Below are 26,246 nucleotides of genomic sequence, written 5' to 3'. Positions count from 1 at the left end.
CTACCCGGCCGTCTTCTCCGGGCCCGCCTCCGTACGGCTCGCCAGACGCTCGTAGCGCTGCCTCGCCGCCTGGGGGGTCTGGAGTCCGAGGCCGAAGGCGATCTCCGGCCAGGTCATGCCGCGCCCCCGGGCCATGTCGAGAAGGCCGACCTCCAGCTCGTCCATCTCGCCACGGGCCAGGGGGATGAGGGTCAGCGCGGCGGTGATGTCGGCCCGGTCGACCTCGGCTTCGCCGTCGTCGAGCAGGGCGGCACCGCTGAGCAGGAACGAGACCAGCCTGATCGCCTCCTGCGGATGGAGGACGTGCGGGTGGACCTGGCGCCGGCGCTGCTCGTCCGTGACCGCGTGCCGCTCGGCGATGCGGAACAGGGAGGCATAGACGCGTTGGGCCCGGGCCTCGTCCGCGCTCGGGGGTGAGAAGGGGTCGTGGGGCTGCGGAGGTGTTGGCGGCATGCGAACAGCCTGCAATGCAAACAACTTGTTGTCAACGAATCATTGTCCGGCGCGGTGCGGCGGCGCCCGTCTCACCCTTCTCCTGCCTGCCTGCCTGCCTGCCTGCCCCCTGCCCCCCTCTCCCTTCCCCCTTCCTCCGCCGCGCCCGCGTCAGCGCCGCCCGCCGAACTCCCACAGATGCACCTCGATGTCCGCGTACCGCTCCCCGGCCAGTACGGCGCGCGCCGCGTCCGCGTCCGGGGCCCGGACCAGCGCGGCGGTACCCAGCCAGGCCGTGCCGTCGTCGGACAGCAGCGGCCCGTACGCGATCAGCTCGTCCCGCCACGCTGCCGGTACGACGAGATCCGCCGCGCCTGCCGAACCGGGGCCGGTGCCGGGACCGAGGCCGAGCACCAGATACCGGTTCCCCCCGCTCCGACCGCCCGGGAACTCCCACATCGTGCGGCCCAGCAGATTCCGCCACCGCCGCAGCAGCACGTCCCGGAACACACCGGCCTGCTGGTTGGGCTCGTCGAACGCGAACGCCCGCGCAGCGGGGGAATCCGGCAGGTCGACGATGTGCACACTCCCGGATGGTGTCTCTCCGTCCTCCGTGAAGGTCGGGCCCCGGGCGATCAGCTCCTTCGCGTACCCGTCCATGTAGGACCAGTGCGCCTGGACCAACCCCTCGCGCAGATCGAGGGAACCGGGGCGGTCGCGGTGATAGCAGAAGAACTCCATGGCCGAAGCCTCGTCTCCCGCCGACGCCACCTCAACAGGATTTCGGGTCTCCCCTCGCCGTGGGCGAGGGGGAATACAACCCGGCGACAACCTGGAGACACCCGGCGACAACCCGGCAGGAGTAACAACAGGAACTGCGAATGGTCCGCGCGGATGAATGCGGATTAATGTGGGGAGGTCATCTCCCAGCGGGATGCCACGTGCCGGAACCCCGGCTCGATTACGGCGAGCCGGGGTTTCCGCTGGTGCGACGAGGCCTTCAGGCCTCCGTTTCCGGATTCAGTGGTGTCCGTTGTTGATCACACGGAAGCTGCCTACGATCGCCAGATTCCGCAGCTGCTGCTGTCCGGCCACCGAGTGGCTGGAGCTGCGCGGGCCGACCGTGGCGACGGGAGCGCCGTTGTCGCAGGTGACCCCGTTGTAGAACTCGACGGTCCGGTCGCTTTCGTTCCGGATGTTGAAGCTGGTGCTGTTGAGCGGCGGGATGATCAGGCTGTTCACATTGACCACGGCGATGCAGGAACCCGGGTCGGCGGAGTAGGACCGCTCGTTGATGTAGATCCGTCCCTCTTCCCGGTGGTCACCCCGGTTGTCACCGCGGCTCTCACCCCGGCCCTCGCCCCTCTTGCCGCCCCAGTTCTCCTTGCCCCCGGGGTCGGAGGAGGCGTTCGAGCCGGCCTCGGTACCGGTGCCGTTGCCGCCGCGGGGGGCGACGGGGGCCGCGTCCTGGACGAGCGAGGTGGACTTCGGGGCGGACTCCAGAGCGGAGCTGGCGTACGTGACACCTGTGGCGGCCGCGACTGCCACGCCGACGGAGGCGGCGATCACCGTGACTTTACGAGTGCGCAATGCACTTCCCCTTCTCTTCGTTCTCGTCGACAGGACCTGCCGACGAGTACGAACGTAATGACGGCCATTTCGGCTGTCATTTCGAGAGGGTCGGGGGCGGAGGCGAATATTGGACTGAACGGCCGCATGAATTGTCACCCCGGAGAGTGACGATCGGCGCGCCTGACGACCCATCAAAATATGGCAATGAGCTGGTACTTTGAAGCGAGGGGGGTCGTTGTTCGAAAAGCGGTGACGCGTCGTCACCCTCTTGGAGGTGCCGAGGGCGGACCGCACCCTGATCAGTCGTCAGGTCGCGCCACCGCCCGCACAGCTGACGGTCACTCAACAACCTTCGGGGCGCGGCGAATGGGCCGTGCGCCCCGTCGCGTGAATTCCGGCCGGAAAGTGATCGGCAACGGCGTGTCGCACGCTTTCAAGGGATTCGCCTGCACTATCGTGATCGGCCCTTCGGCGTGCACGGGGCGTGCATCCGCGTGCATCCGCCTGCATCCGCGTGTATCGGTCGTGCGCCGCGACCTGAGCGGCGCGCACCGCCCCGGCACTCGCCTGAGCGCGCGCACCGCCCCGGCACTCGCCCCGCATCACCCCGGCAGCGTCAGCCCCCACGCCCCCTCCCGCACCGTCCACGTCCGCGTCCGCACCGGCCCCGCCACCAGGGAATCCGCCCGGTAGCGGAAGTCCGCGCCGGACACTGTCACCCGCTGGCCGACCGCGTGCAGCGGGGCGGCCTCGGCGCCCACCGACACCGGCCGGATCTCGATGTCGGCGCCGCCGTCCATGCCCGGCGTGATCGACACCGCCTCCACGGGCTGGTCGAGGTCGACGAGCAGCACGCCGTCCACCTCCACCCGTAGCCGCGAGGGCCCGGCACCGCCCCCCGCGGCGACCCGTATGCGGGCCGGTCGCAGCGGACGGGACAGCCGGGCGGGCCGCGCCGGCCGCGTCGACAACGTACGGGCGAGGGACTGCGGCCAGGCGCGCAGCCAGTGGCTGGGGCCGGGCGAGGAGCCGTCGTCGTCCGCGGACCCGCCCTCCGCCTCCGACACCCGGTCCGTTCCCGCGCCCGCACCGGTCTTCGGCCCGGCACCTGCGCCAGGACGCGGCCCCGGACCCATTCCCGAGCCCGCACCCGGGCCTGCGCCGGCCGCCGCTCCCTTCGCCCCGTCCGCCCCCTCAGCCCTCTTCGTCCGCTCCGGAGGGCACGCGCCCGGCAAGACCGGTATGCGCAGGGTGCCCAGCACCACCCCGTCGCTGTCGTCGACGAGCAGATCCAGCCGTCGCTCGACGCCGTCGAGGGCGGCGCGGGCCGCCGCGACCGCGCCGGTGGGCACGCCGAGGGAGTGGGCCAGGCCCAGGGCGGAGCCCACGGGGACCAGGGAGAGGGCGCACGCCCCCAGCTCCCGCCGGCGGTGGAGCAGAGCCACCGCCCGCAGCAGCGCGCGGTCGTCGCCGACCACCACCGGCCGCCGTGAACCACGTCGTGCGAGCGCCCGCGCGAATTCCTCGGGCCCCTCCGGAAGACACACTTTCGTACTCGCCGCACCCGCGCTGAGCACGTCTTTCGCGATCCGTACGGCCTCGCCGTCCGTGCGACGGGCGAGGGGGTCGATGACCACGAGGAGCTGGTCGGGAGTCACCACCTCGGTCCTGCCTCGCTTCCTCGGGTAGCATCTTTGTGCAAGAGCCCCTTGCGCTATTGCGCCAGGGGCTTGGTCTATTCCGGGGCATCCGGGTCCGACAGGTGCGACCAACGGCGGTCGCGGTGCACGCGGCGGTAATGAGCCACCGCGTACGCCCCCGACCTTGGACATGCCCCGCCCGGAAGGGGTGTACGCGCGTGCCCGCACTTGTGCTGCTCGGTGCTCAGTGGGGTGACGAAGGTAAGGGAAAGGCGACGGACCTGCTAGGTGGGTCTGTCGACTATGTGGTGCGCTACCAGGGCGGCAACAACGCCGGCCACACGGTAGTCGTGGGCGACCAGAAGTACGCCCTCCACCTTCTCCCTTCCGGGATCCTCACTCCGGAGTGCACTCCGGTCATCGGAAACGGTGTCGTCGTCGACCCGTCGGTCCTGCTCTCCGAGCTGAGCGGTCTGAACGAGCGCGGCGTCGACACGTCCAAGCTCCTGCTCAGCGGCAACGCCCACATCATCACGCCGTACAACGTGACCCTCGACAAGGTCACCGAGCGCTTCCTCGGCAAGCGCAAGATCGGCACGACGGGGCGGGGCATCGGCCCGACCTACGCGGACAAGATCAACCGCGTCGGTATCCGGGTCCAGGACCTCTACGACGAGTCGATCCTGACGCAGAAGGTCGAGGCGGCCCTCGACGTCAAGAACCAGGTCCTCACCAAGCTCTTCAACCGCCGGGCCATCTCCACCGACCAGGTCGTCGAGGAACTGCTCGTCTACGCGGACAAGCTCGCCCCCTACGTCACCGACACGGTCCTGGTCCTCAACCAGGCCCTGGAGGACGACAAGGTCGTCCTCTTCGAGGGCGGTCAGGGCACGCTCCTGGACATCGACCACGGGACGTATCCCTTCGTGACGTCGTCCAACCCCACCGCGGGCGGCGCCTGCACGGGCGCGGGTGTCGGTCCGACGAAGATCAGCCGGGTCATCGGCATCCTCAAGGCGTACACGACCCGGGTCGGCGCGGGCCCGTTCCCGACCGAGCTGTTCGACGAGGACGGCGAGGCGCTGCGCCGCATCGGTCACGAGCGGGGCGTCACCACCGGCCGTGACCGTCGCTGCGGCTGGTTCGACGCGGTCATCGCCCGTTACGCGACCCGCGTGAACGGCCTGACGGACTTCTTCCTCACCAAGCTCGACGTCCTCACCGGCTGGGAGCAGATCCCGGTCTGCGTCGCGTACGAGATCGACGGCAAGCGCGTCGAGGAACTGCCGTACTCGCAGTCCGACTTCCACCACGCGAAGCCGATCTACGAGAACCTGCCCGGCTGGTCCGAGGACATCACGTCGGCGAAGTCCTTCTCCGACCTGCCGAAGAACGCGCAGGCGTACGTGAAGGCACTGGAGGAGATGTCCGGCGCGCCCATCTCCGCGATCGGCGTCGGTCCGGGCCGCGACGAGACGATCGAGATCAACTCGTTCATCTGACGGTTCACGGGTGACACACCTCGGGCCGGGCGCGCACACGCGTGCCCGGCCCGCTGTGTTCCGGCTGAGCCGCAGCCGCAGCCGCAGCCGCAGCCGATGCGGCTGATTCGGCGGGCCGGTCTGGCCGGGCCACGCGCACGTACCGGGCATATCCTGAAATGGCGCGCTATCCGCGCACGTCACACGGCCGGAGGGAAGGTGAGTGCGATGCGCGTTCTGTTCAAAGCACGCTTCGACACCGAGAAGTCGAACGAGGCCATCCGCAACGGCACTCTCGGGAAGCTGATGCAGGCCGCCATGGAGCAGGTCAAGCCGGAGGCGGCCTACTTCACCACCGACAACGGGCGGCGTACCTGCTACATGGTCTTCGACATGCAGGACAGCTCCGCGATGCCGGCGATCGCCGAGCCGTTCTTCCTCGACATGGGCGCCGAGGTCACGTACACCCCGGTCATGAACCCCGAGGACCTGCAGAAGGGCCTCGCGGCACTGGGACGCTGAGCCGTCGGTCGGCGGTCGTGGGTCGTCCGTCGGCGGACCTCAGCTGAACACGATCATCGACCCCTGCGCCAGACTCCGGGTCGCCGCCGCGTGCAGGCCCAGCCAGACGTGCCGTTCGCGGGCGAACGGGCTGGGGTCGTAGGGCGCCGGAACGGCCGGCTCCTCCAACTCCGTGGGCGCGAGCGGTGCCTCGGGGCGGGCCGGCGGGTTCGCCGGGTCGATGCCGATGGCCGCTGCCACGAACTCCAGTTCCCGCAGCAGTCCCTGGGACGAACCCAGGGGGCCGCCTCCGGCGAGGAGTTCGTCGCTGGACAGGGGCTGCGGGAAGTCGACCGGTACGTAGGCGCCGGCGTGGTCGTAGTGCCAGACCAGGTGGGACTGCTGGGCCGTGGTCTCGAACATCTCCAGCAACTGCTCGTAGTCGCCGCCCAGCGCGTCCACCGGGGTCACCTCCAGGCCGCACACCTGGAGCAGATACGCGCGGCGCAGGAAGTGCAGCGCGTCGTAGTCGAAGCCGGCGACCGGGGCGACCTCGCCGGTCAGTCCCGGCATGTACTGGTACACGGGGACCGGTGGCAGCCCGGCCTCACCCAGCAGCTTGTTGTAGAGCGCGAGTTCCTCGGCGAAGGGGTTGTCGGGCGTGTGGCACAGCACGTCGACGAGCGGGACCAACCAGAGGTCACAGGCCAAAAGAGAGCTCCTCGGTCATCCGGCACGCACACGGACGGTAGGGACGCGTTCGCGCACGGCGCACAGTGGTCAGGGAAGCGTAGTCGCTGGACGCGTCTTCAGTCCCCTGCGTGCAGGTCCCATACCCACACTCCGCCCACCCACTTACCCGGTCGCCCGACCAGCTTGTCCACGGCCTCGCGCAACCGCTCGTCGTACGGCTGCGGACGCAGCACCAGGGCGCCCGCGTGCCAGTACGCGAAGTCCTTGCGGGCCTGCGCCCGCCAGTTCTCCCCGATCGCCGGGACCTTGCCGGTGTAGCGGACGTCACGCAGCAGGTTGGAGGTGTGGCGGGGGACCGCGCCGTAGATGCCGACGCGGTCCTCGCCGAAGGGGCCGTTGAAGTAGCCGCCGGGCATCCGGAAGCCGAACCGGGCCGTGCTCTGCCAGCGCAGGGCCTCCGCGTTGCCCGGGTCCGGCAGCGGCACGGGCACCAGGGTCTCCCCGGCCTCGGTGTCGACGTACGACGTCCAGGTGCCGTCCGCGATGAACGCCGGCACCTCGGCGCGCTCGACGGACCTCAGCGGGGCCGGGACGATCGGCAGCAGGGCCAGGGTGACCGCCATGAAGCCCACGTACCGGGTGCCGAGGCTCGGCACGGCGGCGAGCCTCGCGCAGGCGAGCGCCAGCAGCATGCCGAGGACCGGGGCGCAGATCATCGCCACCCGGCCCTCGATGACCGACTCCAGCAGCGGCTTCTCGGCGAGCAGCGCCCAGGGGCCGGGCAGCACGAGGTCCGTCCGCGGGAGGCGGATCTCGGGGCCGAGGGAGAGTACGGCGGCGGCGACCGCCGTGCAGGCCAGCGCCTTCACCAGGGCGCGGTCCCACATACGTACGACGATGCCGAGCGCCAGGAGGGCCAGCGGCCAGCCGTAGAAGGCGTTCTGTTCGGTGGGGTTGAGGGAGAGGGCCTCCGCCCGTTCCTTGTCGCCCGCGAGGGAGCGTTCGGCGAAGGAGAGGAGCGCGAGCGGGCTGTTGCCCGAGTTGCTTCCGTGCGCGATGTTGCCGTAGCTCTGCGGGCCGAGGAACTGCCAGCTGAGCGGGAGGGCGACGAGGGGGAGCACGACGAGGACCGCGATGCCGAGGCCCTTGAGCAGCGGGCGCCAGGCGTCCCGGGCCACGTCCCGCCGCAGGAGCCCGTACGTGACGGCGAACAGCAGCATGCCCATCGCGGCGAGGAGAAGGGCCTCCTCGCCGAGGAAGATCTGGTAGGCCGCCATCAGGCCGAGGACGACCCCGTCCCGCTGGGTCCGGGCGCCCGTGCACAGGCGCAGTGCCCGGTCAATGATCAGCGGGATCATGAACAGGACGACGAAGTTCGGGTGCGCGTTGGCGTGGCTGACCATCGGCGGCGCGAAGGCGGCGAGGGCCGCTCCGGCGAAGGCCGCGCCCCGGTGCCGTTCGACCCGTCGGACGATCAGCCAGTACCAGGCGCCGGCGGTGGCGGCCAGGCCGAGGGTCATCACCAGGGCCAGGGTGACCGCCGGTCCCAGGGCGAGGGTGACGGGGGCGAGGGGGATCGACAGGCCCAGCATGACCGTGTTGGCCATCAGGTTCACGCCGTCGGGGAAGCCCTGGAAGGTGGTGAAGAGGGGGTTGCGGAGATGGACGAGGTTGTCGGCCGTGACCGCGAAGAACCACTCCCACTGGTTCTGGTCCTGGAGGGAGTCGGGCAGATAACGGCCGTTCGGGTCGCGCCAGCGGCCGATGTGCAGGGCCACCGCCATCACCAGGAAGAGGGCGACGGCGAGGACGTCGGCCCGGCGGACCGAACGGGCCCGCAGGAGGGCGAGTTCACCGAGGACACGGGCGTAGTCGCCCGGCCGGATCTTCGAGCCCGGTTGGTGGGACCAGCGGACGGGGACCTCGACGACGGGCCAGCCGCTGCGGCGGAAGTACCGCAGGATCTCCACGTCGATGCCGAACCCGTCGAGCCGGGAGGCGGCGAACGCCTCCCGGGCGCGGTCGCCGTCGAACAGCTTGAAGCCGCACTGGGTGTCGCGGATACCGGGCACCGCGACCCCGCGTATGAGCAGGTTCCCGGCCCGCCCGAGCGCCTCGCGCAGCCGGTGCTGGTGGCGGTCGATGGTCGCGCCGGGCGCCTCGCGCGAGCCGATCGCGGCCGTGTACCCGTCGGAGAGCGCCTTGTCGAGCCGCTCCAACTCCTCGATGGGCGCGGCGAGATCGGCGTCGGTGAGCAGGACCCGGCGGCCGTGCGAGGCGAGGACACCGAGCCGCAGGGCGTGGCCCTTGCCCCGGTTGCGGGGCCCGCCGGAGACGAGCTGGACCCGGGCGTCGCGGGCGGTGACGGCGGCCACGACCTCGGCCGTGCCGTCCGTCGACCCGTCGTCGACGACGATGACCTCCCAGCGGGCCGCGGCCTCGGTGTCCGCGAGGTGGGCGATGATCGCGTCGAGGGTGGGGGCGAGCCGGGCCTCCTCGTTGTACGCGGGGACGACGACGGAGAGGTCGACGCTCAGCTGCCCGCCGCCCGTCTTCGGGGTCGTGCTCGTCGTCAAGCCGCGTGCCCGCGGGACCGTGCGCGTCTGTCCGCCGGGTGTCTTCGGGGCCGTGCGCGTCTGTCCGCCGCGTGCCTGCGGGGCCGTGGTCATTCGTTCGCCGCCCGCCTCGGGGACCGTGCTCATCCGTCCGCCAGGCGTTCCACCAGCGTCAGGGACCGCTCGTCGTAACCGGCGATGATCTCCTGCGCGGTCTGCGCGTCCCGGCGGGTGAGGGCGTCGACGAGGTCGGTGTGGTCGGCCCACAGCCGCCCCTTGAGGTCGTCCGTCCAGTCGCTTCCCTGCCGCAGGTGCTGGACCGCGCCCACCCAGGACTGGACGCGCAGCCGGTGCAGGAAGTCGGTGAGGTACGGATTGCCGAACAGGGCGCTCAGTTCGCGCCAGAACCGCAGGTCGTAGCCGATCAGGATGTCCAGGTCCCCGGCGGTCGCGGCCCGCCGCGCCTCCTCGCCGCGTCGCCGGACCCCGGCGAGGGCGGCGGCCGTACGGGGATCGACCTTGCGGTCGCCGAGCCGCCGGAACATGCCGTCGGTGACCAGGATGCGGGCCTCGACCATGTTCCGGTAGTCGGCCAGGGAGTACGCGTGGACCTCGAAGCCGCGGTGCTGCACGGCGTCCAGCAGGCCCTGCGCGGACAGGTCCACCAGCGCCTCGCGCACGGGCGTCGCCGAGACGCCGTACTGCTCGGCGATCTCCTTGACCGTGAACTCCTGCCCCGGCTTCAGCCGTCCGGCCAGCACCTCGTCACGGAGCGCGTCCGCGAGCTGTTGCCGCAGGGTGCTACGGGTCACGGCGCCATTGCCGCCGCCGGTGCCGGTGCCGGGCATCGTGGTCTGGATCCCCCATCCGCGTACGCGTACGCATTCTGTGCGTGCTCTCCGAGTTCTCTTACGAGCACGTCACCTTACGCGTTCGGGTTACGGGGAGGAGTTTTCGCCCTTCTGGCTCACACTCCGCTCGGCACCGGGGACGACGACGGCCTCAGACCGTGTGCTCGTCCGCCACGGACAGGGCCGCGTCGAGGGCGGCGATCCCCTCCTTGACCTCGGTCTCCGTGATGTTGCACGGGGGGACGACGTGGGTGCGGTTCATGTTGATGAAGGGCCACAGACCGTTCGCCTTGGCGGCGGCACCGAAGGCGAGCATGGGGGCGCCTGCCTCACCGGTCGCGTTGTAGGGGACGAGGGGTTCGCGGGTCTCCTTGCTCTTCACCAGCTCCAGCGCCCAGAACATGCCCGTGCCGCGCACCTCGCCGACGCAGGGGTGGCGCTCGGCGAGTTCGCGCAGGGCGGGCTCGACGACCGAGCCGCCGACGGTGGCCGCGTTGGTGACGACGCCCTCCTCCTCCATGACGTTGATCGTCGCGACGGCGGCGGCGCAGGCCAGCGGGTGCCCCGAGTATGTGAGACCGCCGGGGTAGGGGCGCCGGGCGAACGTCTCGGCGATCGCGGGGGAGATGGCGACGCCGCCGAGGGGGACGTAACCGGAGTTCACGCCCTTGGCGAAGGTCATCAGGTCGGGTACGACGTCGAAGAGGTCGGCGGCGAACCAGGTGCCCGTGCGCCCGAAGCCCGCCATGACCTCGTCCAGGACGAACACGATCCCGTACTTGTCGCACAGCTCGCGGACCCCGGCCAGATAGCCCGGCGGCGGGACCATGATCCCGGCCGTGCCCGGGATCGTCTCCAGGATGATCGCGGCGATGGTCGACGGCCCCTCGAAGGTGATCGTCGTCTCCAGGTGCTCCAGCGCGCGGGCGCACTCCTGCTCCTGCGTCTCCGCGTGGAAACGGGTGCGGTAGAGGAACGGCGCCCAGAAGTGCACGACCCCTGCCGTGCCGGTGTCGGAGGCCCAGCGGCGCGGGTCGCCCGTGAGGTTCACGGCCTGCTGGGTGCCTCCGTGGTACGAGCGGTAGGCGGCCAGCACCTTCGGGCGGCCGGTGTGCAGCCGGGCCATGCGGACGGCGTGCTCGACGGCGTCGGCGCCGCCGTTGGTGAAGAAGATCTTGTCCAGGTCGCCGGGGGTGCGCTCCGCGATCAGCCGGGCCGCCTCCGAGCGGGCCTCGACGGCGAACGCCGGGGCGAAGGTCGTCATCGTCGCGGCCTGCTCCTGGATCGCGGCGACGACCTTCGGGTGCTGGTAGCCGATGTTCGTGTAGACGAGGCCGCTGGTGAAGTCGAGGTAGCGCCTGCCGTCGTAGTCCCAGAAGTACGAGCCCTCCGCGCCGGCGACGGCGAGCGGGTCGATGAGTTCCTGCGCGGACCAGGAGTGGAAGACGTGCGCGCGGTCCGCGGCCTTCACCGCGGCGCCGGCCTGGGGGTTCGGCTGAGGGGTCATGGGGGCGAGGGTAGGGGGCGGGGAGGGCGAGGGGGTATTGGCGACGTGTATGGGCCGGCCTGCCCCCGCACGACACAGTGTCGCCCCACCGCCGGCCCTCGCGCGCAGGCGCGTGGGGCTCCTCTTCAGGGGCGCGGGGAACCGCGCGAGAAGCCCCACCGGGCCGCAGCCGGCATACGACCTCGCCGTGATTGACAGGAGGCTGTCGAAATGACAGCCTGTTGTCAACAGGGGCCGAGGTACTTCAGGAGGAGCCATGACCGATCGCAAGGCTGTTCATCTCGCCGTGTACGACACCTACGCCGACTGGGAGACCGGCCACACGACCGCCTGGCTCGCCCGGGCCGGACGGCAGATCCGTACGGTCGGGCCGACCCCCGACCCCGTGCGGACGATCGCCGGCGTACGCATCCAACCGGACGGCGTCCTCGACGACCTGCGCCCGGAGGACAGCTCGCTGCTCATCCTCACCGGCGCGGATCTGTGGGACACCGGTGACGACCTGGCCCCGTTCGCCCGGAAGGCGCGGGAGTTCCTGGAGGCCGGCGTCCCGGTCGCGGCGATCTGCGGAGCGACCGCCGGGCTCGCGAGGGAGGGACTGCTGGACGACCGGGCCCACACCGGCGCGGCCCCCTTCTACCTGGCCGCCACCGGCTACAAGGGCGGCGAGCGGTACGTGGAGGCGGACGCCGTCACCGACGGGCCGCTCGTCACCGCGGGCCCCACCGAACCCGTCGCCCTCGCCCGCGAGGTCTTCCGCCTCCTCGGCGTCTACGAGGGCGAGGTCCTCGACGCCTGGTACCGCCTCTTCCACGACTCGGACGCCGAGGCGTACGCCGTCCTGGAGGCGGCGGGACGATGAGCCGCGACCAGCAGGACCTCCTCAGCCGTGCGGCCGTCGGGACCTTCCGGCTGAACGGGCAGTTCCTCGCCGTGGCCGAGGAGCTGGCACGCCCGGCCGGGCTGACGGCCGCCTGGTGGCAGGTGCTCGGCGCGGTGCTGCCCGAGCCGCTGCCGGTCGCCGGGGTCGCCAGGGCCATGGGCATCACCCGGCAGAGCGTCCAGCGGGTCGCCGACCTCCTCGTCGGCCGGGGCCTCGCCGAGTACGTCCCGAACCCGGCCCACCGCCGCGCCAAACTCCTCGCCCCCACCCCGGCCGGCCGTGCCGCGATCGAGCGGATCGAACCCGGCCACGCGACGCTGGCCGCCCGTCTCGCGGAGGCGCTGGGCGAGGAGGAGTTCGCGGAGACCGTACGGCTGCTCGAACGGCTGTCGGGTGTGCTGGACCGGCTCGCGACCTCACCGGGGGCCGACGCGGCTCCGGCCGCTGTTACGGAACCGTAGACACCGCTCCATCCGCCTCCCCGCGCCGCCGCACTACGATCGGTCCGTTGCGCACGTACGCGACGTACCCGTACGTACGCGTACACATATGCAGGGGGAGACGGGGGACGGTGGCCATGGAGAAGCTCGGGCCCGGGGATCCGCAACGTATCGGGGCGTACCGGCTGCTGGCGAGGCTGGGGTCGGGCGGCATGGGGAACGTGTACCTGGCCCGGTCCGAGCGCGGCCGTACCGTCGCCGTGAAACTGGTGCGGCAGGAGCTGGCGGAACAGGAGGAGTTCCGGGCCCGGTTCCGGCAGGAGGTGCAGGCCGCACGCCAGGTGGGCGGGTACTGGACCGCGCCGGTGCTGGACGCGGACACCGAGGCGGGCATCCCGTGGGTCGCCACCGGGTACGTCGCCGGACCGTCCCTGCAGTCCGTGGTCGGGCGGGATCACGGGGCGCTCCCCGAGCGGTCCGTACGGATCCTCGCGGCGGGCCTCGCGCACGCGCTGGAGGACATCCACGCGGCCGGCCTCATCCACCGCGACCTCAAGCCGTCCAACGTGCTGGTGACCATCGACGGGCCGCGCGTCATCGACTTCGGCATCGCGCGGGCGCTGGAGACCGTCACGGACGGCGGGCTCACGCGCACCGGCGCGCTCGTCGGCTCGCCGGGCTTCATGGCGCCCGAACAGGTGCGCGGCGACCGCATCACCCCGGCCTGCGACGTCTTCTGTCTCGGCTCCGTCCTCTCCTACGCCGCCACCGGCAACCTCCCCTTCGGCGCCGCCAACTCCGGTGTCCACGCCCTGATGTTCCGCATCGCCGAGGAGGAACCGGATCTGGAGGGGCTGCCGGAGGGGCTGTACGACATCGTCCGCGAGTGTCTGCGCAAGGACCCCGCCGCCCGTCCGACCCTGGCCCAGATCCTGCAGCGCACCGGCGCCGAGGACACGGTCTTCGCGGGCCGGTCGCGGGACCCCTGGCTGCCGAGCGCCCTGGTGGCCCAACTGGGGCGCCACGCGGTCCAGTTGTTGGACGCCGAGGACCCGGAGGAGCCGACGGCCGGGACGGAGGCGTCGCAGGACGCGGCGACCGAGGGCGGGTCGGGAGGGCCGGCGGACGGTGGCGGTCCGGGGGCGCCCGATCCCGCCGGGCAGCCGGCCGGGGCTGCTGCCCCGACCGCTCCCGCGCCCCCGGCCCTGACCGCTCCCGCGACCCCGCCCCCGACCGCTCCGGCGCTGCCGCCCTCGACCCCGCCCGTGTACCCGCTGGGCGCACCCGACGCTCCGTACGGCGGGTCCGGCGCCGCCGCGTCCCCCGGCGCCGGCGGGGCGGCGACCCCGCCCGGCCATCCGGCCACCGCGCCCGAGGCGGCCGGACCGCCCTCGCCGGGCGCGCCGGGCGCCGCGCCCCTGGACCGGATGCCGACGCAGATCGCGGGGACGGGGGCCGGTGCGCAGCCGCCACCGCCCAGCGCCCCGCCGGGCCCCGCGCCCGCCGGGTACGGCTTCCCGCAGCAGTACACCCAGCGACCCGCCGGCGGGTACGGGCAGCAGCCCGCCGCCGCATCCGGGTACGGCTACCCGCAGAGCGCGCCGTACGGGGCGTACGGGCAGGGGCCGTACGGCGGCGGGCAGGGTGCCGGTGCGGCAGCGGGGGCGGGGCTCGGCCCGACCCCGCCGTACGGACCGAACCCCGTCTACGGGCCCGGGCCCGGGACGCCCCCCGCCGGGCAGCCCGAGCCGCAGCGCGGAAGCCGGCGCTCCTCCGTGCTCCTCGTCGCCGTCGCGCTGGTCGTCGCGCTCGGTGCGGGCGGCTCGGTGTACGCGTTGATGACGAAGGGCGACGACGGGGGCAAGGAGGACGACGCGAAGGGCGGGCCGACGACGAGCGCGCCCGAGACGCCGGGGCCGTCGTCGCCCGAGCCGACGGATCCGGGGACCTCCCCGGTGGAGACCACCGAGTCGCCCGACGCCGGCACGGTCCCGGAGGGCTTCGTCGGCACCTGGAACGCCAGCATCGGCGGTTCCGGGGGCGACACCCGCCAACTCGTCATCCAGCAGGGCGAGGTCGGCGACACGGTGCTGACCCTGACGGCGGACGGGCCGCTCGAAGGCGGCGGCACGTACCACTGCGTGTTCGAGGCGGCGCTGACGGAGGAGCCGGGCGACGACGGGCCGCTCCGAATCGGCCCCTCCACCGTCAGCACCGGTGAACCGGCCACGTCCTGCTCCCCGGGCGCGGCGACCACGGTCACCCTGCTGCCCGACGGCCGGCTGCGCCGCGTCGACACGGCGGGCAAGTCGGTCACCTACACGAAGGCGGACTGAGCGGCCCCGCTGAAAAGCAGCGGGCGCAGCCCGCGCTTTTCAGGGGCGCGGGGAAGTGCGCGACCAGCCCCCACTCACCCGCACCCGACAACACACCGACCCACCCGCCACGGCTCCGCCGCTACCGCTACCGCTACCGCGCCTCCGGAGGCCGCTGCCGAGGCATGTTCGGCCGCGCCCCCGGCGGCATCGGCACCCGCCCGTTCCCGTTCGCCTCGGGACGCCCCACGCTCCCCCCGGCCTGCACACCGAGCGGAGCCGACCCCGTCCGGAACTCCACCATCCAGTCCGCCGTCTCCGCCCGCACCAGCTCCGTGACGTCCTCGGAGAACCGCCGCAGCACCCCGAGACACCGCTCCGCGGCCTCCCCGGCCGTCCCCTCCGCCGGCCCCAGCACCTCCCGCGCGCTCTCGGACGCCCAGTCGAACCGCAGCATCTGCAGCCGCCGCTGCACCGCCTGGGCCGTGGCGACGTCCCGCATCCACCCGGAGGTGACGCCGAAGAACCGGTCCACCCCGACACACGCCACACAGGACAGCAGCGCGAGATACCCCCAGGGAGCCACCCCGCCCACCGCCCCCGTGAGGTCGAGCAGTGGCAGCGCGGCCCCGGCGAGCGCCCCCGCAGCCGCCCCGATCCGCAGGACCCGTGCCGCCACCCGTTTCCACACCCGGTCCGCGAGATACCACGCCGCGGTCTCCAGCGCCGCCCGCTCGACCCAGTGGTACAGCTCCTCCAGCCGCTCCGCCGGCGCCCCCCAGTCCCCCTGCGGAAACGGCCGCCCGGCCAGATCCCCCGCCCACGGCCCGGCCGCCGACGTCCACGGCTCCGCCCACAGCCCGGACCCCTCACCCCGCCCGTCCTGGGTTCCCCCCTCGGGCTGCATCTCCGGCTGGCTCACCAGGCACTCCCTACGTACGTACGGCGCTCACGCACCACCCTGACGCGGCCGGACCCTTCCTACCGCCCAATGGGTGGCGAAGATGGTGTTTTCACCGCTTATCCCCTGGAAGATGCCCTTGATCAGATATACGAATCCCCGCCGACTCACTCGAAAGAGTGGCGCGGCACAGGCCGTGCCGACCACGTAGGCTCGTGAGGACCGTAAGAACGTGAACGGCGACGTCCGTTCGTACTCGTGCGAGGGAGCTGAACGTGATCCCCGGTGGTGGCCAGCCCAACATGCAGCAGCTGCTCCAGCAGGCCCAGAAGATGCAGCAGGACCTGGCGAGGGCACAGGAGGAGCTCGCGCGGACGGAGGTCGACGGCCAGGCGGGCGGCGGCCTGGTGCGTGCCACCGTCACCGGCTCCGGCGAACTGCGCAACCTGAAGATCGACCCCAAGGCGGTGGACCCGGAGGACACCGAGACCCTCGCCGACCTGATCGTCGCGGCCGTCCAGGCGGCCAACGAGAACGCCCAGACCCTCCAGCAGCAGAAACTGGGCCCCCTCGCCCAGGGTCTGGGCGGCGGTGGCGCGGGCATTCCCGGCCTGCCCTTCTGAGCGCCTCCGCGACCCCCTCCGACCCCATCCGTGCCCGGTACCGCCTTCCTCGGAGCGGCGGCGGCCGACTACGGTACGTACTGAAAGACACCAGGAAGGACGGCAGTCCGTGTACGAAGGCGTGGTCCAGGACCTCATCGACGAGCTGGGGCGGCTGCCCGGCGTCGGTCCCAAGAGCGCGCAGCGGATCGCCTTCCACATCCTGCAGGCGGAGCCGACGGACGTACGGCGCCTCGCGCACGCCCTCCTCGAAGTGAAGGCGAAGGTCCGTTTCTGCGCGACCTGCGGCAATGTCGCGCAGGAGGAACTGTGCAACATCTGCCGTGACCCGCGTCGCGACCCGACGGTCATCTGCGTCGTCGAGGAGCCCAAGGACGTCGTCGCGATCGAACGCACCCGCGAGTTCCGGGGCAAGTACCACGTCCTCGGCGGCGCGATCAGCCCGATCGAGGGCGTCGGCCCCGACGACCTGCGCATACGGGAGCTGCTGGCCCGCCTGGCCGACGGTACGGTCACCGAGCTGATCCTGGCCACGGACCCCAATCTCGAAGGCGAGGCCACGGCCACGTACCTCGCCCGCATGATCAAACCCATGGGCCTCAAGGTCACCCGCCTGGCCAGCGGCCTCCCGGTGGGCGGCGACCTGGAATACGCGGACGAGGTGACCCTCGGCCGCGCCTTCGAGGGGAGACGATTGCTGGATGTCTGACGCCACGCTGCACGCGACGGACCTGAACCCGGACGACTTCGCGGTCCAGATCGCGGACCAGATCGAGAGCTTCCTGGTCGCCGTCACCGAGGTGGCCAAGGGCGACGAGCCGGACTCGGCCGTCCCCTTCCTCCTGCTGGAGGTGTCCCAGCTGCTCCTGGCCGGCGGCCGCCTCGGCGCGCACGAGGACATCGTGCCCGACGAGCGCTACGAGCCCGACCCGGGCCCCGAGACGGACGTCGACGAGCTGCGCGAACGCCTCGCCCTGATGCTGGAGCCGGTCGACGTCTACTCGGAGGTCTTCGACCCCTACGAGCCCCGCAAGGCGCCGGTCCCGGCCCGGATCTCCGACGACCTCGCCGACGTCATCGCCGACCTCCGCCACGGCATGGCCCACTACCGCGCCGGCCGCACCAGCGAGGCCCTGTGGTGGTGGCAGTTCTCCTACTTCTCCAACTGGGGCTCCACCGCCTCGGCGACCCTGCGGGCCCTGCAGTCCCTGGTCGCCCACGTCCGCCTCAACCAGCCCCTCGCCGAGCTGGACGGCCTCGACACCGACCAGGAACTGATGGGCGACGAGACCCTGGAGTTCGAGGCGGGCCAGGTCATGGCGGAGGAGATCGCGGGGCCGCTGGGGCTGCGGAAGGTCAAGTAGCCGCTCACCTCGCGGTGGAGATGGGCGAACGAGCGACGGCGGGAGCCGGGCGGCGTGAGGTCGTACGGTGCCCAACTCCCGCCGTAGGCATGACGGTTTTCGCCACGACAGTCATCATGTGACGTATGAGTGCCGTGTTCGAGGAGCGCCCCGGTGCCGAAGCCTCCGGCGCGGGCGCCGTTGCCGCCGGCGGGAACATCGCGCAGGCGTTCACTGGTGCGGGTTCCGTGGGCCTGCACATCAACAGCGTCGGGGTGCTGGCGCCGCACGCGTGTCCACCGGCCGAGTCGGTCGACTGCCCGCCGGAGCTGACGAACCTCCCCTCACGGGCGGCGTTGTTCGTCGGCCGGGGGACCGAACTCGCCGTTCTGGACGAGGCGTCCGCGGCCCCCGGCCAGGCGTTCGCTCATGTACTGCACGGTCTCGGCGGAATCGGGAAGTCCACGCTCGCCGCCCGCTGGGCTTCCGGCTACAGCGCGGCGCACGCTCCCGTCTGGTGGATCACTGCCGACAGCCGGGCGGCGATCGAGACGGGTCTCGCCGACCTCGCCCGCGCCCTCCAGCACTCGCTCGCCGCCCTGCTGCCCCAGGAACAACTGGCCGAGTGGGCTCTGCGCTGGCTCACCTCCCACACCGGTTGGCTGCTCGTCCTCGACAACGTCACCGCTCCGGGCGACGTCAACCATCTGCTCTCCAGGGCACGTTCTGGCCGCTTCCTGATGACCAGCCGCCAGTCGACGGGGTGGGCCGGCATCGCGGAGACGGTGCCCCTGGACGTCCTGTCGCACCAGGAGGCGGTGGACCTCTTCACCCGGATCCGCGGCGAGGACCCGGACACCCCCGAACTCTGCGCGGAACTGGGCCGTCTTCCGCTCGCGGTGGCCCAGGCGGCGGCGTATTGCGTGCAGACGGACTGTGCCGTCCGCGTGTACCTGGACGACCTCGCGGCGCATCCGGTCGAGATGTACGCGGCGAAGGACGAGAGCCGCGACCACGAACGCACCGTCGCCCGTGTATGGCACGTCACGCTCGACCGTCTCGCCGACGACCGGCTGACCGTAGGCATCCTGCTGATGCTCGCCTGGTACGCCCCCGACGGCATCCCGCGCTCCCTCCTCTCCTCCCTCGGTACCCGGCCCGCCGTACGCGGTGCGCTCGGCCGACTCGCCGCGCACAGCATGGTCACGCTGGCCGGAGAGGACGTGTCCGTGCACCCCCTGGTGCAGGCGGTCTCCCGTACGGAGGACCTCTCCGACCGGCACCGGCACCCGGCGGCCATCGAACAGGCACGAGCGGCGGCGGCCGAGGCGTTGGCGGCGGCGTTGCCCCCGGACCTCGATGACACCTCGGCCTGGCCGGTCATGCGGATGCTGTTGCCGCACGTCGAGAAGCTGGCCGAGCACACCCGATCTCACGAGGACTCGGGGGTGATGGCTCGGCTGCTGGTACGGACCGCCGACTTCATGCTCACCGCCGGCATGCGGCTCGCCCCTCGCGCGGCCGACCTCCTGGAGCGTGCCGAGTCCGCCTGTGTGCGACTGCACGGCCCCGACGCCGAGGAGACCCTGGACGTGCGCACCCTGCTCGTCCAGGCCCGCCGGGTCACGTTCCACACCGAGCAGGAGGTCGAGGCCGCTGAGCGGACCCTCGCGGACTGCGAGCGCGTCCTGGGCGCCGAGCACGAGATCACGCTCTCGGCCCGGGTGAACGTGTACCACGCCGCCAATCGGGCGGGGGACTTGGCGCGGGCCCGGCGGCTGGTCGAGGAGATTCTCGCAGGAAGTGTCCGTGTGTTCGGCGCGGAGCATCCGCGGACCTTCGCGGCACGGGAGAAGCTGATCTCGAGCGTCGCCGAGGGCGGGGACCTGACGCGAGCGCGCGAGATGGCCGACGAGTTGGTCGACGACTGCGTGCGCGCGCTGGGCGACGAGCACCCGGCGACCCTCGCCGTGAAAGGGCTGGTCACCCTGCTGGCCCGCCGGGCAGTCCTCCCGGTGTTTCCGGTCCCGGGCACCTTCATGGCCAGGGTCCTCGCCGCCTCCCAGGACGGGCAGGAGGCTCTGGTCGGTGTGATGCGCGGTCTGGTGGCGGAGATCGAGTCGCTGGAACCGACCCTCCCCGCGCCGGCCACGGAGGACGACCTGGCGGAGGCGGAGCGCAACCTGGAGACGTGTCTGCGCGTGCTCGGCGACGACCACGCCGAGACCATGCTGGCCCGGCTCGCCCTGGTGCAGACGTACATGTTCGCCCAGGACGACCGTTACGCCGAGTCGGCGGTCCGTCTGCTCGTGGAGATGTTCTCCGCCCTGGGCGAGGAGCATCCGGTGGCGACCTTGATGTTCGACATGTTCAAGGCGATGTTCACGGTGGCGCGGGAACACGGGGAGGGCGAGGACGATGGACCGCGGCCACCGGCACCGTGACGGGAGCGGTTCGTCCGGGTGTGGGGCGTCACCCGCCGGTAGGGACGAGGGACCGTCACAGGTTGGTATCCCCGTCCCGTCACAAGTGTGATCGAGGGCTGGGGGCGGGATGATGTCGGCATGACCACGGGGCAGACGGGACAGAACGGCAACCGGTCAAAAGTGTTGCTGTGGACGGGAATCGGCTTCTGCGCGGCCGGTGCGGTGGGGTTGCTCGTGGGTGCGGTGCTGGACGTCGACGCCGCCGACCCCTGGGCGAGTGTGGCGGGCGGAGTGGCCGCCCTCGTGGGTATCGCGCTCACCCTGGTTGCCCAGCTGGGCAACTCCTCACCGCCCCCCACCCCGCCGGTGCTGCCCGCGCCCAGCCCGGGCGTCGACGCGTCCGGCGCCGGGTCGATCGCTGCGGGCGGCAACATCGGGTCGGCTTCGACGGGCGGGGCGCCGCTGCCGCCAGCACCCCCGTCCCCGTCGCCGTCCCCGGCGCCCGTCTCGCCTCCCGGCGGTGTGAACGCGACCGGCCGGGGCTCCATCGCCGCAGGCGGGGACATCGGTACGGCGTCCACGGGCAACTGAGAGTGGCCGGAAGGCGAGTGCGTCGCCTGCGGCAAGGGTGACCGGGGATCGACGGAGAGTGAGTGCACTCATGGCTCACCGGACGACTGAAAAGTGCGAGTGCCGCCGGTAGCGTAGGCACCGTCCTACGACGCACGCTCCCGCACCGCCCTCCGCACCCCCGCCCGCCCCTCGCCCAGGAACCGGACCCAGTGACGTGACCGTTCTCCTGCTCCTTCTCGCCGCCGTGGCCGTGACCGCCGCGGTGCTGGGCCCCCGCACCCTGCTGAGGGCGAGGTGGCCCGAGCGGGAACCCGTGGTCGCGCTGTGGGCGTGGCAGTGCCTGGTGGCGGCGGCGCTGCTGAGCTGTCTCGCGGCGCTGGTGCTGGGCGCGGCGGCGGTGTTCGAGACGGTCCGCACGCGCGCCTTCGCGCCCGCGCCCCCGGCCGTGACCGCCGCGTACGACCTCACCGCCGCACCGCCCTGGACGGCCGTACTGACGCTGGCGCTGGCCCTCGGGGCGGCGTGGAGCGGCGCGATGCTGGCCCGGGAACTGGTCGAGGCCCGGCGCCGCCGGCACCTGCGCCGGGCGCACCTGCGGGAGCGCGCCCCCGACCTCCCGGCCGGGCTGCCGCAGACGAAGGGGCCGCTGCTGGTCCTGGAGGACGAGTACCCGGACGCGTGGCTGATGCCGGGCGCCCCGCCCCAACTGGTGGTCACCACCGGCGCGTTGGGCAAGCTGAGCGACCGCCAGCTGGACGCCGTGCTCGCGCACGAACTCGGTCACGCCCGTGCCCGGCACGACTGGCTGCTCCACCTCTCCACCGCCCTCGCCACGGGCTTCCCGCGCGTCCCCCTCTTCGCCCACTTCGCCGACCAGACCCACCGCCTCGTCGAACTCGCCGCCGACGACACGGCCTCCCGCCGCTGCGGCCACCTGACCACGGCCCTGGCCCTGATCGAACTCAACCAGCACCGGGGCGTGTTGAGCTGCTCCAACACCCGCCGCCTGCTGGGCGACCGGGTCGAGCGGCTGCTGGAGCCGCCGCCCCGCCTGGACCGCACGCGCCGCGCGGCCACCACCACGGCCGCCGCGCTTCTCGCCCTCCTTCCGCTCCTCATCGCGTTCGCGCCGGCGCTGGGGACGCTCTAGTCGGTCCGCTGGTCCGTCTGCTCCTCCTGGAGGAAGTCCAGGAGTACGGCGGTGAGTTCGGCGGGGGCGTCCTCCTGGACGAGGTGTCCCGCACCGGCGATCGGTTCGAACAGGGCGCCGGGGATGAGGCCGGCCAGCTCCCGCCCCTTCGCCAGCGGAATCCACCCGTCCTCCTCGCCCCAGCACACCAGCACCGGGATGCCGATCTCCCCGTACCGCCCCTGGATCTCGTCCGTGTGGGCCTGGTCCGCCTGGGCGATCTGCCGGTAGAAGGCGGGCTGCCCGTGCTCGCCCAGCCACGGCTGGACGAGCCGGTCGAGGACGGCGGGGTGCAGGCCGGGGCCGCCGGTGGAGGCGACGTACTCCCGCACGAGGGCCCGGTGCAACGCGGGCGGCAGCTGTTCGAAGACCTCCGCATGGCGGCCCAGCAGCCGGAACGAGGGCGTCCCCCACGGGGCGAGCGCCACGGGGTCGACGAGGGCGAGCGCGCGGTAGCGGGCCCCGTGCAGCAGGTGGGCCCGCAGGGAGACGGCCCCGCCGAAGTCGTGCGCGATCACGAAGGGCTTGTCCAGCCCCCAGTGCGCCAGCAGCTCGGTGAAGACCCGTCCCTGCGCGGCCAGGGACACGTCCTGGCCGGTGTGCATGTCCGACTCCCCGTAGCCGGGCATGTCCCACACGAACACCTGGTACCGGTCGGTGTCGGCCAGCGCCTGGGCGATGCCGCGCCAGACGTAGGAGGAGAAGGGGGTGCCGTGGCAGAGCACGACCGGTTCCTGCCCGGCCTCCCCGATCGTGCCCCACCGCACGGCCCCCGACGCACTACGGAAAGTCTCAGTCAGCAGCACTTCGCTCATGGCTGTCGGTTACCCCGCGGAACGCCGTCGTCACTGCGGTGAGCAGTGACTCCGGTTCCACGTACGGAGTTTGCGGCGTCGGCTCGGAGTACCAGCGCAGCGGATACGTGTTGCCGTCGAGGGCGGGGATGCCGACGTAGGTGACCCTGCGCGTGTTCGCGGAGTTCAGCCCGAACCGCTGCACGCCCGGCAGCCACACGTGTCCGTGCACCGTCCCCGGCCGCAGCAGGAAGTGCATCCATCGGAACCCGGCCTGTTCGAGAACGACCGGCCCGGCGTCCCCGCCGGTCACCTCGACCAGCCTGTCCGCGACCAGCTCCCCGCGCCGGCCCTCGATCAGTACGGCGTCGAAGTGCACGCCGATCACGCGCAGCCGGTGTCCCGACACCGGTACTGCGTCGAAGTCGCCCTGTCCGACGCGCGCTTGACGGTCCACGTTCGCGACTCGAAGAACCCCACCGGCCCCACCCTCACCCACCCCGCCCCCGCCTGGGCCACCTGCGTCGCCCAGGTCGGTGGAGGTCGGGACTGACCCCCTCGCCAAGTGACCGAACCGTCACCCTCCGTGCTTTGGGTGATCCCTGGCCGCCCCCTGTACGTCTCCTGCACGGCCCCTAACCGGCGTCACGCGAATCTGGAGTCACTTCCACCGCACACGAAGCGGAGGCAGTAACACCCCAACTTCGCACAGGAGATCGCGATGACCCGCAAGAACCGCATACGCGCCGCCATCGTCACCGCCACCGCACTCGTCACCGCCGGCACGGTCACCGCCGGGGTCAGCATGGCCGGCGCCGAGGCCGCGCCGAAGAAGCCCTCCAAGAAGGAGATCGCGGCTCTCTTCGACGGCTGGAACAAGACGCTGAGGACCGGCGACTCCAAGAAGGTGGCGGACCGCTACGCGAAGGACGCGGTGCTCCTGCCGACGGTCTCCAACAAGATCCGCACCGACCGCGCCGGCATCGTCGACTACTTCAACCACTTCCTGGAGAACAAGCCGGTCGGCAAGAAGACCAAGACGATCATCAACGTCCTGGACGCCAACTCGGCCATCGACACCGGCTCGTACTACTTCATCCTCACCGACCCCAAGACCGGCGAGAAGCGGCGCGTCGACGCCCGCTACACGTACGAGTACGAGAAGCGCAACGGCGTGTGGAAGATCGTGAACCACCACTCGTCGATGATGCCCGAGGGCTGAGCGGCGGCAGAACCCCCAGTCGTGGCTGGGCCACACCCCCCGGCCCAGCCACCCCACCCCGTCCCGAGGCCGGCTGAGCCACCTCTCCCGGCTCAGCCACCCCCGTGCCGCGCCGCACGCAACGTGAGCGCGACGCACAACCCGCCCCCGGGTGAGTCCTTGAGGGTCACGGTCCCGTTGTCGTCGGTGACGAGTTGCTTGACGACGGCGAGGCCGAGGCCCGAACCGCCCCTCCCGGTGAGGCCCTGACCGCGCCAGAAGCGGTCGAAGGCGCGGGACTTCTCGGCGTCCGACATACCGGGCCCCTCGTCCAGCACCGACAGCACCACCTCGTCGCCCCGGCTCTCCACCAGGACCGTGATGGTCGCACCGTCCGGCGAGACCTCCAGGGCGTTCGAAAGCACGTTGTCCAGGACCTGGTCCAGATGACCGGGACTGGCCAGCACAAGCGGCCGGCCGTCGGCACTTCCCCTGAGCGTGATGGTGACTCCGCGCTCGTCGGCGGCCGGTCTCCACACGTCGAGACGTTCCCGGATGACCTCCCGCAGGGACAGCGGTTCCGCCGCCGTCACCTTCGCCTCGGCTCGCGCCAGCACCAGCAGGCCGTTGACGAGGCGGCTCATCCGGACCACCTCGGCGGTGGCCTGCTCCACGTCCTCCCGTACGAACTCGTCGTCCGTGCCGTCCGCGATGTTGTCCAGGGACAGCCGCAACGCCGTGAGGGGGGTGCGGAGTTGGTGCGAGGCGTCGGCGACGAAGATGCGCTGCGACGCGATCAGCGTGTCCAGACGCTCGCCCGCCTGGTTCAGCGTCCGCGCCAGGGTCTGCGTCTCCTGGGGGCCGGTGACAGGGGAGCGGGCCGTCAGATCGCCGTCGCTCATCTTGCTCGCCATCTCGTTGAGCTGGCGGAGGGGGGCGGTCAGGCGCCGGGCGGCGAAGACGCCGATACCTGCGGCTGCCAGGAGGACGAGTACGGCCAGGCCCGCCCTGAAACCCCAGATCTGCCAGAGCCGGGCCGTGAGGTCATCCGTGGAGAACTTGACGCGGACGGCGCCGACGACCTCCCGCGTGTCGGTCTCCCCGTCCGGCGAACGCTCGAAGGCGGGGACGGTGAGCACCAGGTTCTTGCCCCAGATGAAGTCGGAGCCCCAGTCGATGGTGTTCTCGCCGTGCTCCAGAGCCTTGGCCAGCGCCGCGTCCGCCTTCGGCTCCTTCAGCCGTTCCGGCGCACACCTGTCGGTCGCGGTGACCTCGACCTTCTCCTTGGCCGGGTACGCCCCTGCCAGCTGCGCCAGGGCCTCGCAGGAGGCGGTGTCGCCCACGCCCAGCAGCCGGGCCATCGTCTCGGCCTCGCGCTGTACGGCTTCGCTGGTGTCGTCCCGCAGCTGATCCGTGAGCGTGAACGCCACGGGCACGGTGAACAGGGCGATCGCCACAGCCACGAGGAGCACGTAGCTGCGGATGAGCTGACGGATCATGACGTGCCGTCGCCCTCACGGGTACCGCCGGTCGGCTCGGTCTCTTCGTTCACCATCAGCCGGAACCCCACCCCCCGTACCGCCTCGATCGTGATCGCCCCGGCCAGCTTGCGCCGCAGCGCCGCCACGTGGACGTCGAGCGTCTTCGTCGGCCCGAACCAGTTCGCGTCCCAGACCGCCTCCATGATCTGTTCGCGCGACATCAGGGCGCCCGGCTCCTCGGTGAGGAAGGCCAGGAGGTCGTACTCCTTGGGGGCGAGCCCCACCTCCGTACCGTCGAGGTGGACGCGCGCGGCCTTGCGGTCGACGGTGAGGCGCGGGCCGTAGCGGTCGGGGCCGGCGGCGGGCGCGTCGGCGGCGCGCGGTTGCACACGGCGCATCACCGCCCTTATGCGGGCGATCACCTCGCGGACCCCGAACGGCTTGGACACGTAGTCGTCGGCGCCCAGCTCCAGGCCGACCACGCGGTCCGTCTCGTCGCTGCGGGCGCTGATCACGATGATCGGCACCTGGCTGCGGTCCCGCAGGGCCTTGCACACGTCGAGGCCGTCGGTGTCGGGGAGACCGAGATCCAGGAGGACGACGTCGTACGGCCCGCCGTACGACAGCGCGGCCCCGCCCGTGTTGACCCACTCCACCTCGAAGCCGTATCGCAGGAGTCCTCGTCGCAGGGACTCGGCGACCGGCTCGTCGTCTTCCACCAGAAGTACGCGCACAGGCGAACCATAATCGTTGAACTTTAAAGACGGTCCACTGCCGAGCCGGGGGTGCGGCGGTCGCAGGCGTCCAGGAGGGAGAATCCTTCGTATCGCCGGGTCGGGGAGCCT

The 26,246-nt window shown here is 71.8% G+C and carries 26 protein-coding genes; 13 read left to right on the top strand and 13 right to left on the bottom strand.

Features of this window, described 5'->3' with window-relative positions:
• The 4 genes from ACWCRJ_RS15195 to ACWCRJ_RS15180 all read right to left on the bottom strand — a co-directional run bounded on the left by ACWCRJ_RS15195 (position 1) and on the right by ACWCRJ_RS15180 (position 3,665).
• Positions 1-453, bottom strand: coding sequence for a DNA-binding protein (locus tag ACWCRJ_RS15195; protein WP_450939710.1), 453 nt, complete (start codon positions 451-453; stop codon positions 1-3).
• 150 nt (positions 454-603) lie between these two features.
• Positions 604-1,173 carry a YciI family protein gene (locus ACWCRJ_RS15190; RefSeq protein ID WP_450939787.1) on the bottom strand — a complete coding sequence of 190 codons (570 nt, stop codon included), beginning with the start codon at positions 1,171-1,173 and terminating at the stop codon, positions 604-606.
• 279 nt (positions 1,174-1,452) lie between these two features.
• Entirely contained in the window at positions 1,453-2,022 is a 570-nt protein-coding gene (locus ACWCRJ_RS15185; protein WP_450939709.1) for a hypothetical protein, read from the bottom strand.
• 584 nt (positions 2,023-2,606) lie between these two features.
• Positions 2,607-3,665, bottom strand: coding sequence for a diacylglycerol kinase (locus ACWCRJ_RS15180; RefSeq protein WP_450939708.1), 1,059 nt, complete (start codon positions 3,663-3,665; stop codon positions 2,607-2,609).
• 197 nt (positions 3,666-3,862) lie between these two features.
• Here ACWCRJ_RS15180 and ACWCRJ_RS15175 point away from each other — a divergent pair, with 197 nt between their 5' ends.
• Together ACWCRJ_RS15175 and ACWCRJ_RS15170 are read left to right on the top strand one after the other, a co-directional pair.
• A complete protein-coding gene (locus ACWCRJ_RS15175) occupies positions 3,863-5,146 on the top strand; it encodes an adenylosuccinate synthase (RefSeq protein WP_046918153.1) in 1,284 nt (427 codons plus the stop codon).
• A 207-nt stretch (positions 5,147-5,353) separates the two neighbouring features.
• Positions 5,354-5,647, top strand: coding sequence for a DUF3303 family protein (locus ACWCRJ_RS15170; RefSeq protein ID WP_450939707.1), 294 nt, complete (start codon positions 5,354-5,356; stop codon positions 5,645-5,647).
• Between the two features lie 39 nt (positions 5,648-5,686).
• On the opposite strand, the gene ACWCRJ_RS15165 is transcribed toward ACWCRJ_RS15170, so the two are convergent.
• The 4 genes from ACWCRJ_RS15165 to ACWCRJ_RS15150 all read right to left on the bottom strand — a co-directional run bounded on the left by ACWCRJ_RS15165 (position 5,687) and on the right by ACWCRJ_RS15150 (position 11,232).
• On the bottom strand, positions 5,687-6,337 hold the full coding sequence (locus ACWCRJ_RS15165; protein WP_450939706.1) for a hypothetical protein: 651 nt from the start codon (positions 6,335-6,337) through the stop codon (positions 5,687-5,689).
• A gap of 98 nt (positions 6,338-6,435) precedes the next feature.
• A complete protein-coding gene (locus ACWCRJ_RS15160; protein WP_450939705.1) occupies positions 6,436-8,895 on the bottom strand; it encodes a dolichyl-phosphate beta-glucosyltransferase in 2,460 nt (819 codons plus the stop codon).
• Positions 8,896-9,017: 122 nt separating this feature from the next.
• The gene (locus ACWCRJ_RS15155) at positions 9,018-9,722 is read right to left on the bottom strand and encodes a GntR family transcriptional regulator (protein ID WP_450939704.1); all 705 of its coding nucleotides are present in this window, start codon (positions 9,720-9,722) and stop codon (positions 9,018-9,020) included.
• 154 nt (positions 9,723-9,876) lie between these two features.
• A complete protein-coding gene (locus ACWCRJ_RS15150) occupies positions 9,877-11,232 on the bottom strand; it encodes an aminotransferase class III-fold pyridoxal phosphate-dependent enzyme (protein WP_450939703.1) in 1,356 nt (451 codons plus the stop codon).
• A 256-nt stretch (positions 11,233-11,488) separates the two neighbouring features.
• Between ACWCRJ_RS15150 and ACWCRJ_RS15145 the strand changes: the two genes are divergently transcribed.
• The 3 genes from ACWCRJ_RS15145 (at position 11,489) to ACWCRJ_RS15135 (ending at position 14,891) form a co-directional block, all read left to right on the top strand.
• On the top strand, positions 11,489-12,094 hold the full coding sequence (locus tag ACWCRJ_RS15145) for a DJ-1/PfpI family protein (protein ID WP_450939702.1): 606 nt from the start codon (positions 11,489-11,491) through the stop codon (positions 12,092-12,094).
• Positions 12,091-12,576: a MarR family winged helix-turn-helix transcriptional regulator gene (locus tag ACWCRJ_RS15140; protein ID WP_450939701.1), complete on the top strand. Its 486-nt coding sequence runs from the start codon at positions 12,091-12,093 to the stop codon at positions 12,574-12,576. Before ACWCRJ_RS15145 ends, ACWCRJ_RS15140 begins: the two co-directional genes overlap by 4 nt.
• 116 nt (positions 12,577-12,692) lie before the next feature.
• Positions 12,693-14,891, top strand: a complete 2,199-nt coding sequence (locus ACWCRJ_RS15135; RefSeq protein ID WP_450939700.1) for a serine/threonine-protein kinase — start codon at positions 12,693-12,695, stop codon at positions 14,889-14,891.
• A gap of 133 nt (positions 14,892-15,024) precedes the next feature.
• Here the strand turns inward: ACWCRJ_RS15135 and ACWCRJ_RS15130 are convergent, their stop codons facing one another.
• Entirely contained in the window at positions 15,025-15,792 is a 768-nt protein-coding gene (locus tag ACWCRJ_RS15130; RefSeq protein ID WP_020113715.1) for an SLATT domain-containing protein, read from the bottom strand.
• A 254-nt stretch (positions 15,793-16,046) separates the two neighbouring features.
• Here ACWCRJ_RS15130 and ACWCRJ_RS15125 point away from each other — a divergent pair, with 254 nt between their 5' ends.
• The 6 genes from ACWCRJ_RS15125 to ACWCRJ_RS15100 all read left to right on the top strand — a co-directional run bounded on the left by ACWCRJ_RS15125 (position 16,047) and on the right by ACWCRJ_RS15100 (position 21,886).
• On the top strand, positions 16,047-16,394 hold the full coding sequence (locus ACWCRJ_RS15125; protein ID WP_450939699.1) for a YbaB/EbfC family nucleoid-associated protein: 348 nt from the start codon (positions 16,047-16,049) through the stop codon (positions 16,392-16,394).
• A 109-nt stretch (positions 16,395-16,503) separates the two neighbouring features.
• The gene (gene recR / locus ACWCRJ_RS15120; protein WP_450939698.1) at positions 16,504-17,103 is read left to right on the top strand and encodes a recombination mediator RecR; all 600 of its coding nucleotides are present in this window, start codon (positions 16,504-16,506) and stop codon (positions 17,101-17,103) included.
• Positions 17,096-17,758, top strand: a complete 663-nt coding sequence (locus ACWCRJ_RS15115; protein ID WP_450939697.1) for a DUF5063 domain-containing protein — start codon at positions 17,096-17,098, stop codon at positions 17,756-17,758. Before recR ends, ACWCRJ_RS15115 begins: the two co-directional genes overlap by 8 nt.
• A 125-nt stretch (positions 17,759-17,883) precedes the next feature.
• On the top strand, positions 17,884-20,181 hold the full coding sequence (locus ACWCRJ_RS15110) for a tetratricopeptide repeat protein (RefSeq protein WP_450939696.1): 2,298 nt from the start codon (positions 17,884-17,886) through the stop codon (positions 20,179-20,181).
• Between the two features lie 120 nt (positions 20,182-20,301).
• Complete coding sequence (locus ACWCRJ_RS15105) at positions 20,302-20,754, top strand: hypothetical protein (RefSeq protein WP_450939695.1); 453 nt, start codon at positions 20,302-20,304, stop codon at positions 20,752-20,754.
• A gap of 196 nt (positions 20,755-20,950) precedes the next feature.
• Complete coding sequence (locus tag ACWCRJ_RS15100) at positions 20,951-21,886, top strand: M56 family metallopeptidase (protein WP_450939694.1); 936 nt, start codon at positions 20,951-20,953, stop codon at positions 21,884-21,886.
• On the opposite strand, the gene ACWCRJ_RS15095 is transcribed toward ACWCRJ_RS15100, so the two are convergent.
• On the bottom strand, positions 21,883-22,740 hold the full coding sequence (locus ACWCRJ_RS15095; RefSeq protein ID WP_450939693.1) for an alpha/beta fold hydrolase: 858 nt from the start codon (positions 22,738-22,740) through the stop codon (positions 21,883-21,885). The genes ACWCRJ_RS15100 and ACWCRJ_RS15095 overlap by 4 nt on opposite strands.
• Positions 22,718-23,176 (bottom strand): hypothetical protein, encoded by a 459-nt coding sequence (locus tag ACWCRJ_RS15090; RefSeq protein ID WP_450939692.1) that lies wholly within the window; start codon positions 23,174-23,176, stop codon positions 22,718-22,720. The genes ACWCRJ_RS15095 and ACWCRJ_RS15090 overlap by 23 nt, the downstream gene beginning before the upstream one ends.
• Here ACWCRJ_RS15090 and ACWCRJ_RS15085 point away from each other — a divergent pair.
• Together ACWCRJ_RS15085 and ACWCRJ_RS15080 are read left to right on the top strand one after the other, a co-directional pair.
• Positions 23,093-23,272 carry a DUF397 domain-containing protein gene (locus tag ACWCRJ_RS15085; RefSeq protein ID WP_450939691.1) on the top strand — a complete coding sequence of 60 codons (180 nt, stop codon included), beginning with the start codon at positions 23,093-23,095 and terminating at the stop codon, positions 23,270-23,272. The genes ACWCRJ_RS15090 and ACWCRJ_RS15085 overlap by 84 nt on opposite strands.
• 168 nt (positions 23,273-23,440) lie before the next feature.
• Entirely contained in the window at positions 23,441-23,941 is a 501-nt protein-coding gene (locus tag ACWCRJ_RS15080) for an SgcJ/EcaC family oxidoreductase (RefSeq protein WP_275456905.1), read from the top strand.
• Between the two features lie 92 nt (positions 23,942-24,033).
• Here the strand turns inward: ACWCRJ_RS15080 and ACWCRJ_RS15075 are convergent, their stop codons facing one another.
• Together ACWCRJ_RS15075 and ACWCRJ_RS15070 are read right to left on the bottom strand one after the other, a co-directional pair.
• The gene (locus tag ACWCRJ_RS15075; protein ID WP_450939690.1) at positions 24,034-25,419 is read right to left on the bottom strand and encodes a sensor histidine kinase; all 1,386 of its coding nucleotides are present in this window, start codon (positions 25,417-25,419) and stop codon (positions 24,034-24,036) included.
• The gene (locus ACWCRJ_RS15070) at positions 25,416-26,135 is read right to left on the bottom strand and encodes a response regulator transcription factor (RefSeq protein ID WP_450939689.1); all 720 of its coding nucleotides are present in this window, start codon (positions 26,133-26,135) and stop codon (positions 25,416-25,418) included. The genes ACWCRJ_RS15075 and ACWCRJ_RS15070 overlap by 4 nt, the downstream gene beginning before the upstream one ends.
• Positions 26,136-26,246: the final 111 nt, after the last annotated feature.

The organism is Streptomyces sp. NPDC002324 (genome assembly GCF_053593335.1).
Note: the sequence above shows the minus strand (reverse complement) of the source record. Positions and strands in the feature narration are given on the sequence as shown.

Coding starts and splice junctions, on each gene's coding strand:
- ACWCRJ_RS15195 (WP_450939710.1), bottom strand. CDS start 453: ATGCCGCCAACACCTCCGCAGCCCCACGACCCCTTCTCACCCCCGAGC.
- ACWCRJ_RS15190 (WP_450939787.1), bottom strand. CDS start 1,173: ATGGAGTTCTTCTGCTATCACCGCGACCGCCCCGGTTCCCTCGATCTG.
- ACWCRJ_RS15170 (WP_450939707.1), top strand. CDS start 5,354: ATGCGCGTTCTGTTCAAAGCACGCTTCGACACCGAGAAGTCGAACGAG.
- ACWCRJ_RS15155 (WP_450939704.1), bottom strand. CDS start 9,722: ATGCCCGGCACCGGCACCGGCGGCGGCAATGGCGCCGTGACCCGTAGC.
- ACWCRJ_RS15150 (WP_450939703.1), bottom strand. CDS start 11,232: ATGACCCCTCAGCCGAACCCCCAGGCCGGCGCCGCGGTGAAGGCCGCG.
- ACWCRJ_RS15145 (WP_450939702.1), top strand. CDS start 11,489: ATGACCGATCGCAAGGCTGTTCATCTCGCCGTGTACGACACCTACGCC.
- ACWCRJ_RS15140 (WP_450939701.1), top strand. CDS start 12,091: ATGAGCCGCGACCAGCAGGACCTCCTCAGCCGTGCGGCCGTCGGGACC.
- ACWCRJ_RS15135 (WP_450939700.1), top strand. CDS start 12,693: ATGGAGAAGCTCGGGCCCGGGGATCCGCAACGTATCGGGGCGTACCGG.
- ACWCRJ_RS15115 (WP_450939697.1), top strand. CDS start 17,096: ATGTCTGACGCCACGCTGCACGCGACGGACCTGAACCCGGACGACTTC.
- ACWCRJ_RS15110 (WP_450939696.1), top strand. CDS start 17,884: ATGAGTGCCGTGTTCGAGGAGCGCCCCGGTGCCGAAGCCTCCGGCGCG.
- ACWCRJ_RS15105 (WP_450939695.1), top strand. CDS start 20,302: ATGACCACGGGGCAGACGGGACAGAACGGCAACCGGTCAAAAGTGTTG.
- ACWCRJ_RS15095 (WP_450939693.1), bottom strand. CDS start 22,740: ATGAGCGAAGTGCTGCTGACTGAGACTTTCCGTAGTGCGTCGGGGGCC.
- ACWCRJ_RS15080 (WP_275456905.1), top strand. CDS start 23,441: ATGACCCGCAAGAACCGCATACGCGCCGCCATCGTCACCGCCACCGCA.
- ACWCRJ_RS15075 (WP_450939690.1), bottom strand. CDS start 25,419: ATGATCCGTCAGCTCATCCGCAGCTACGTGCTCCTCGTGGCTGTGGCG.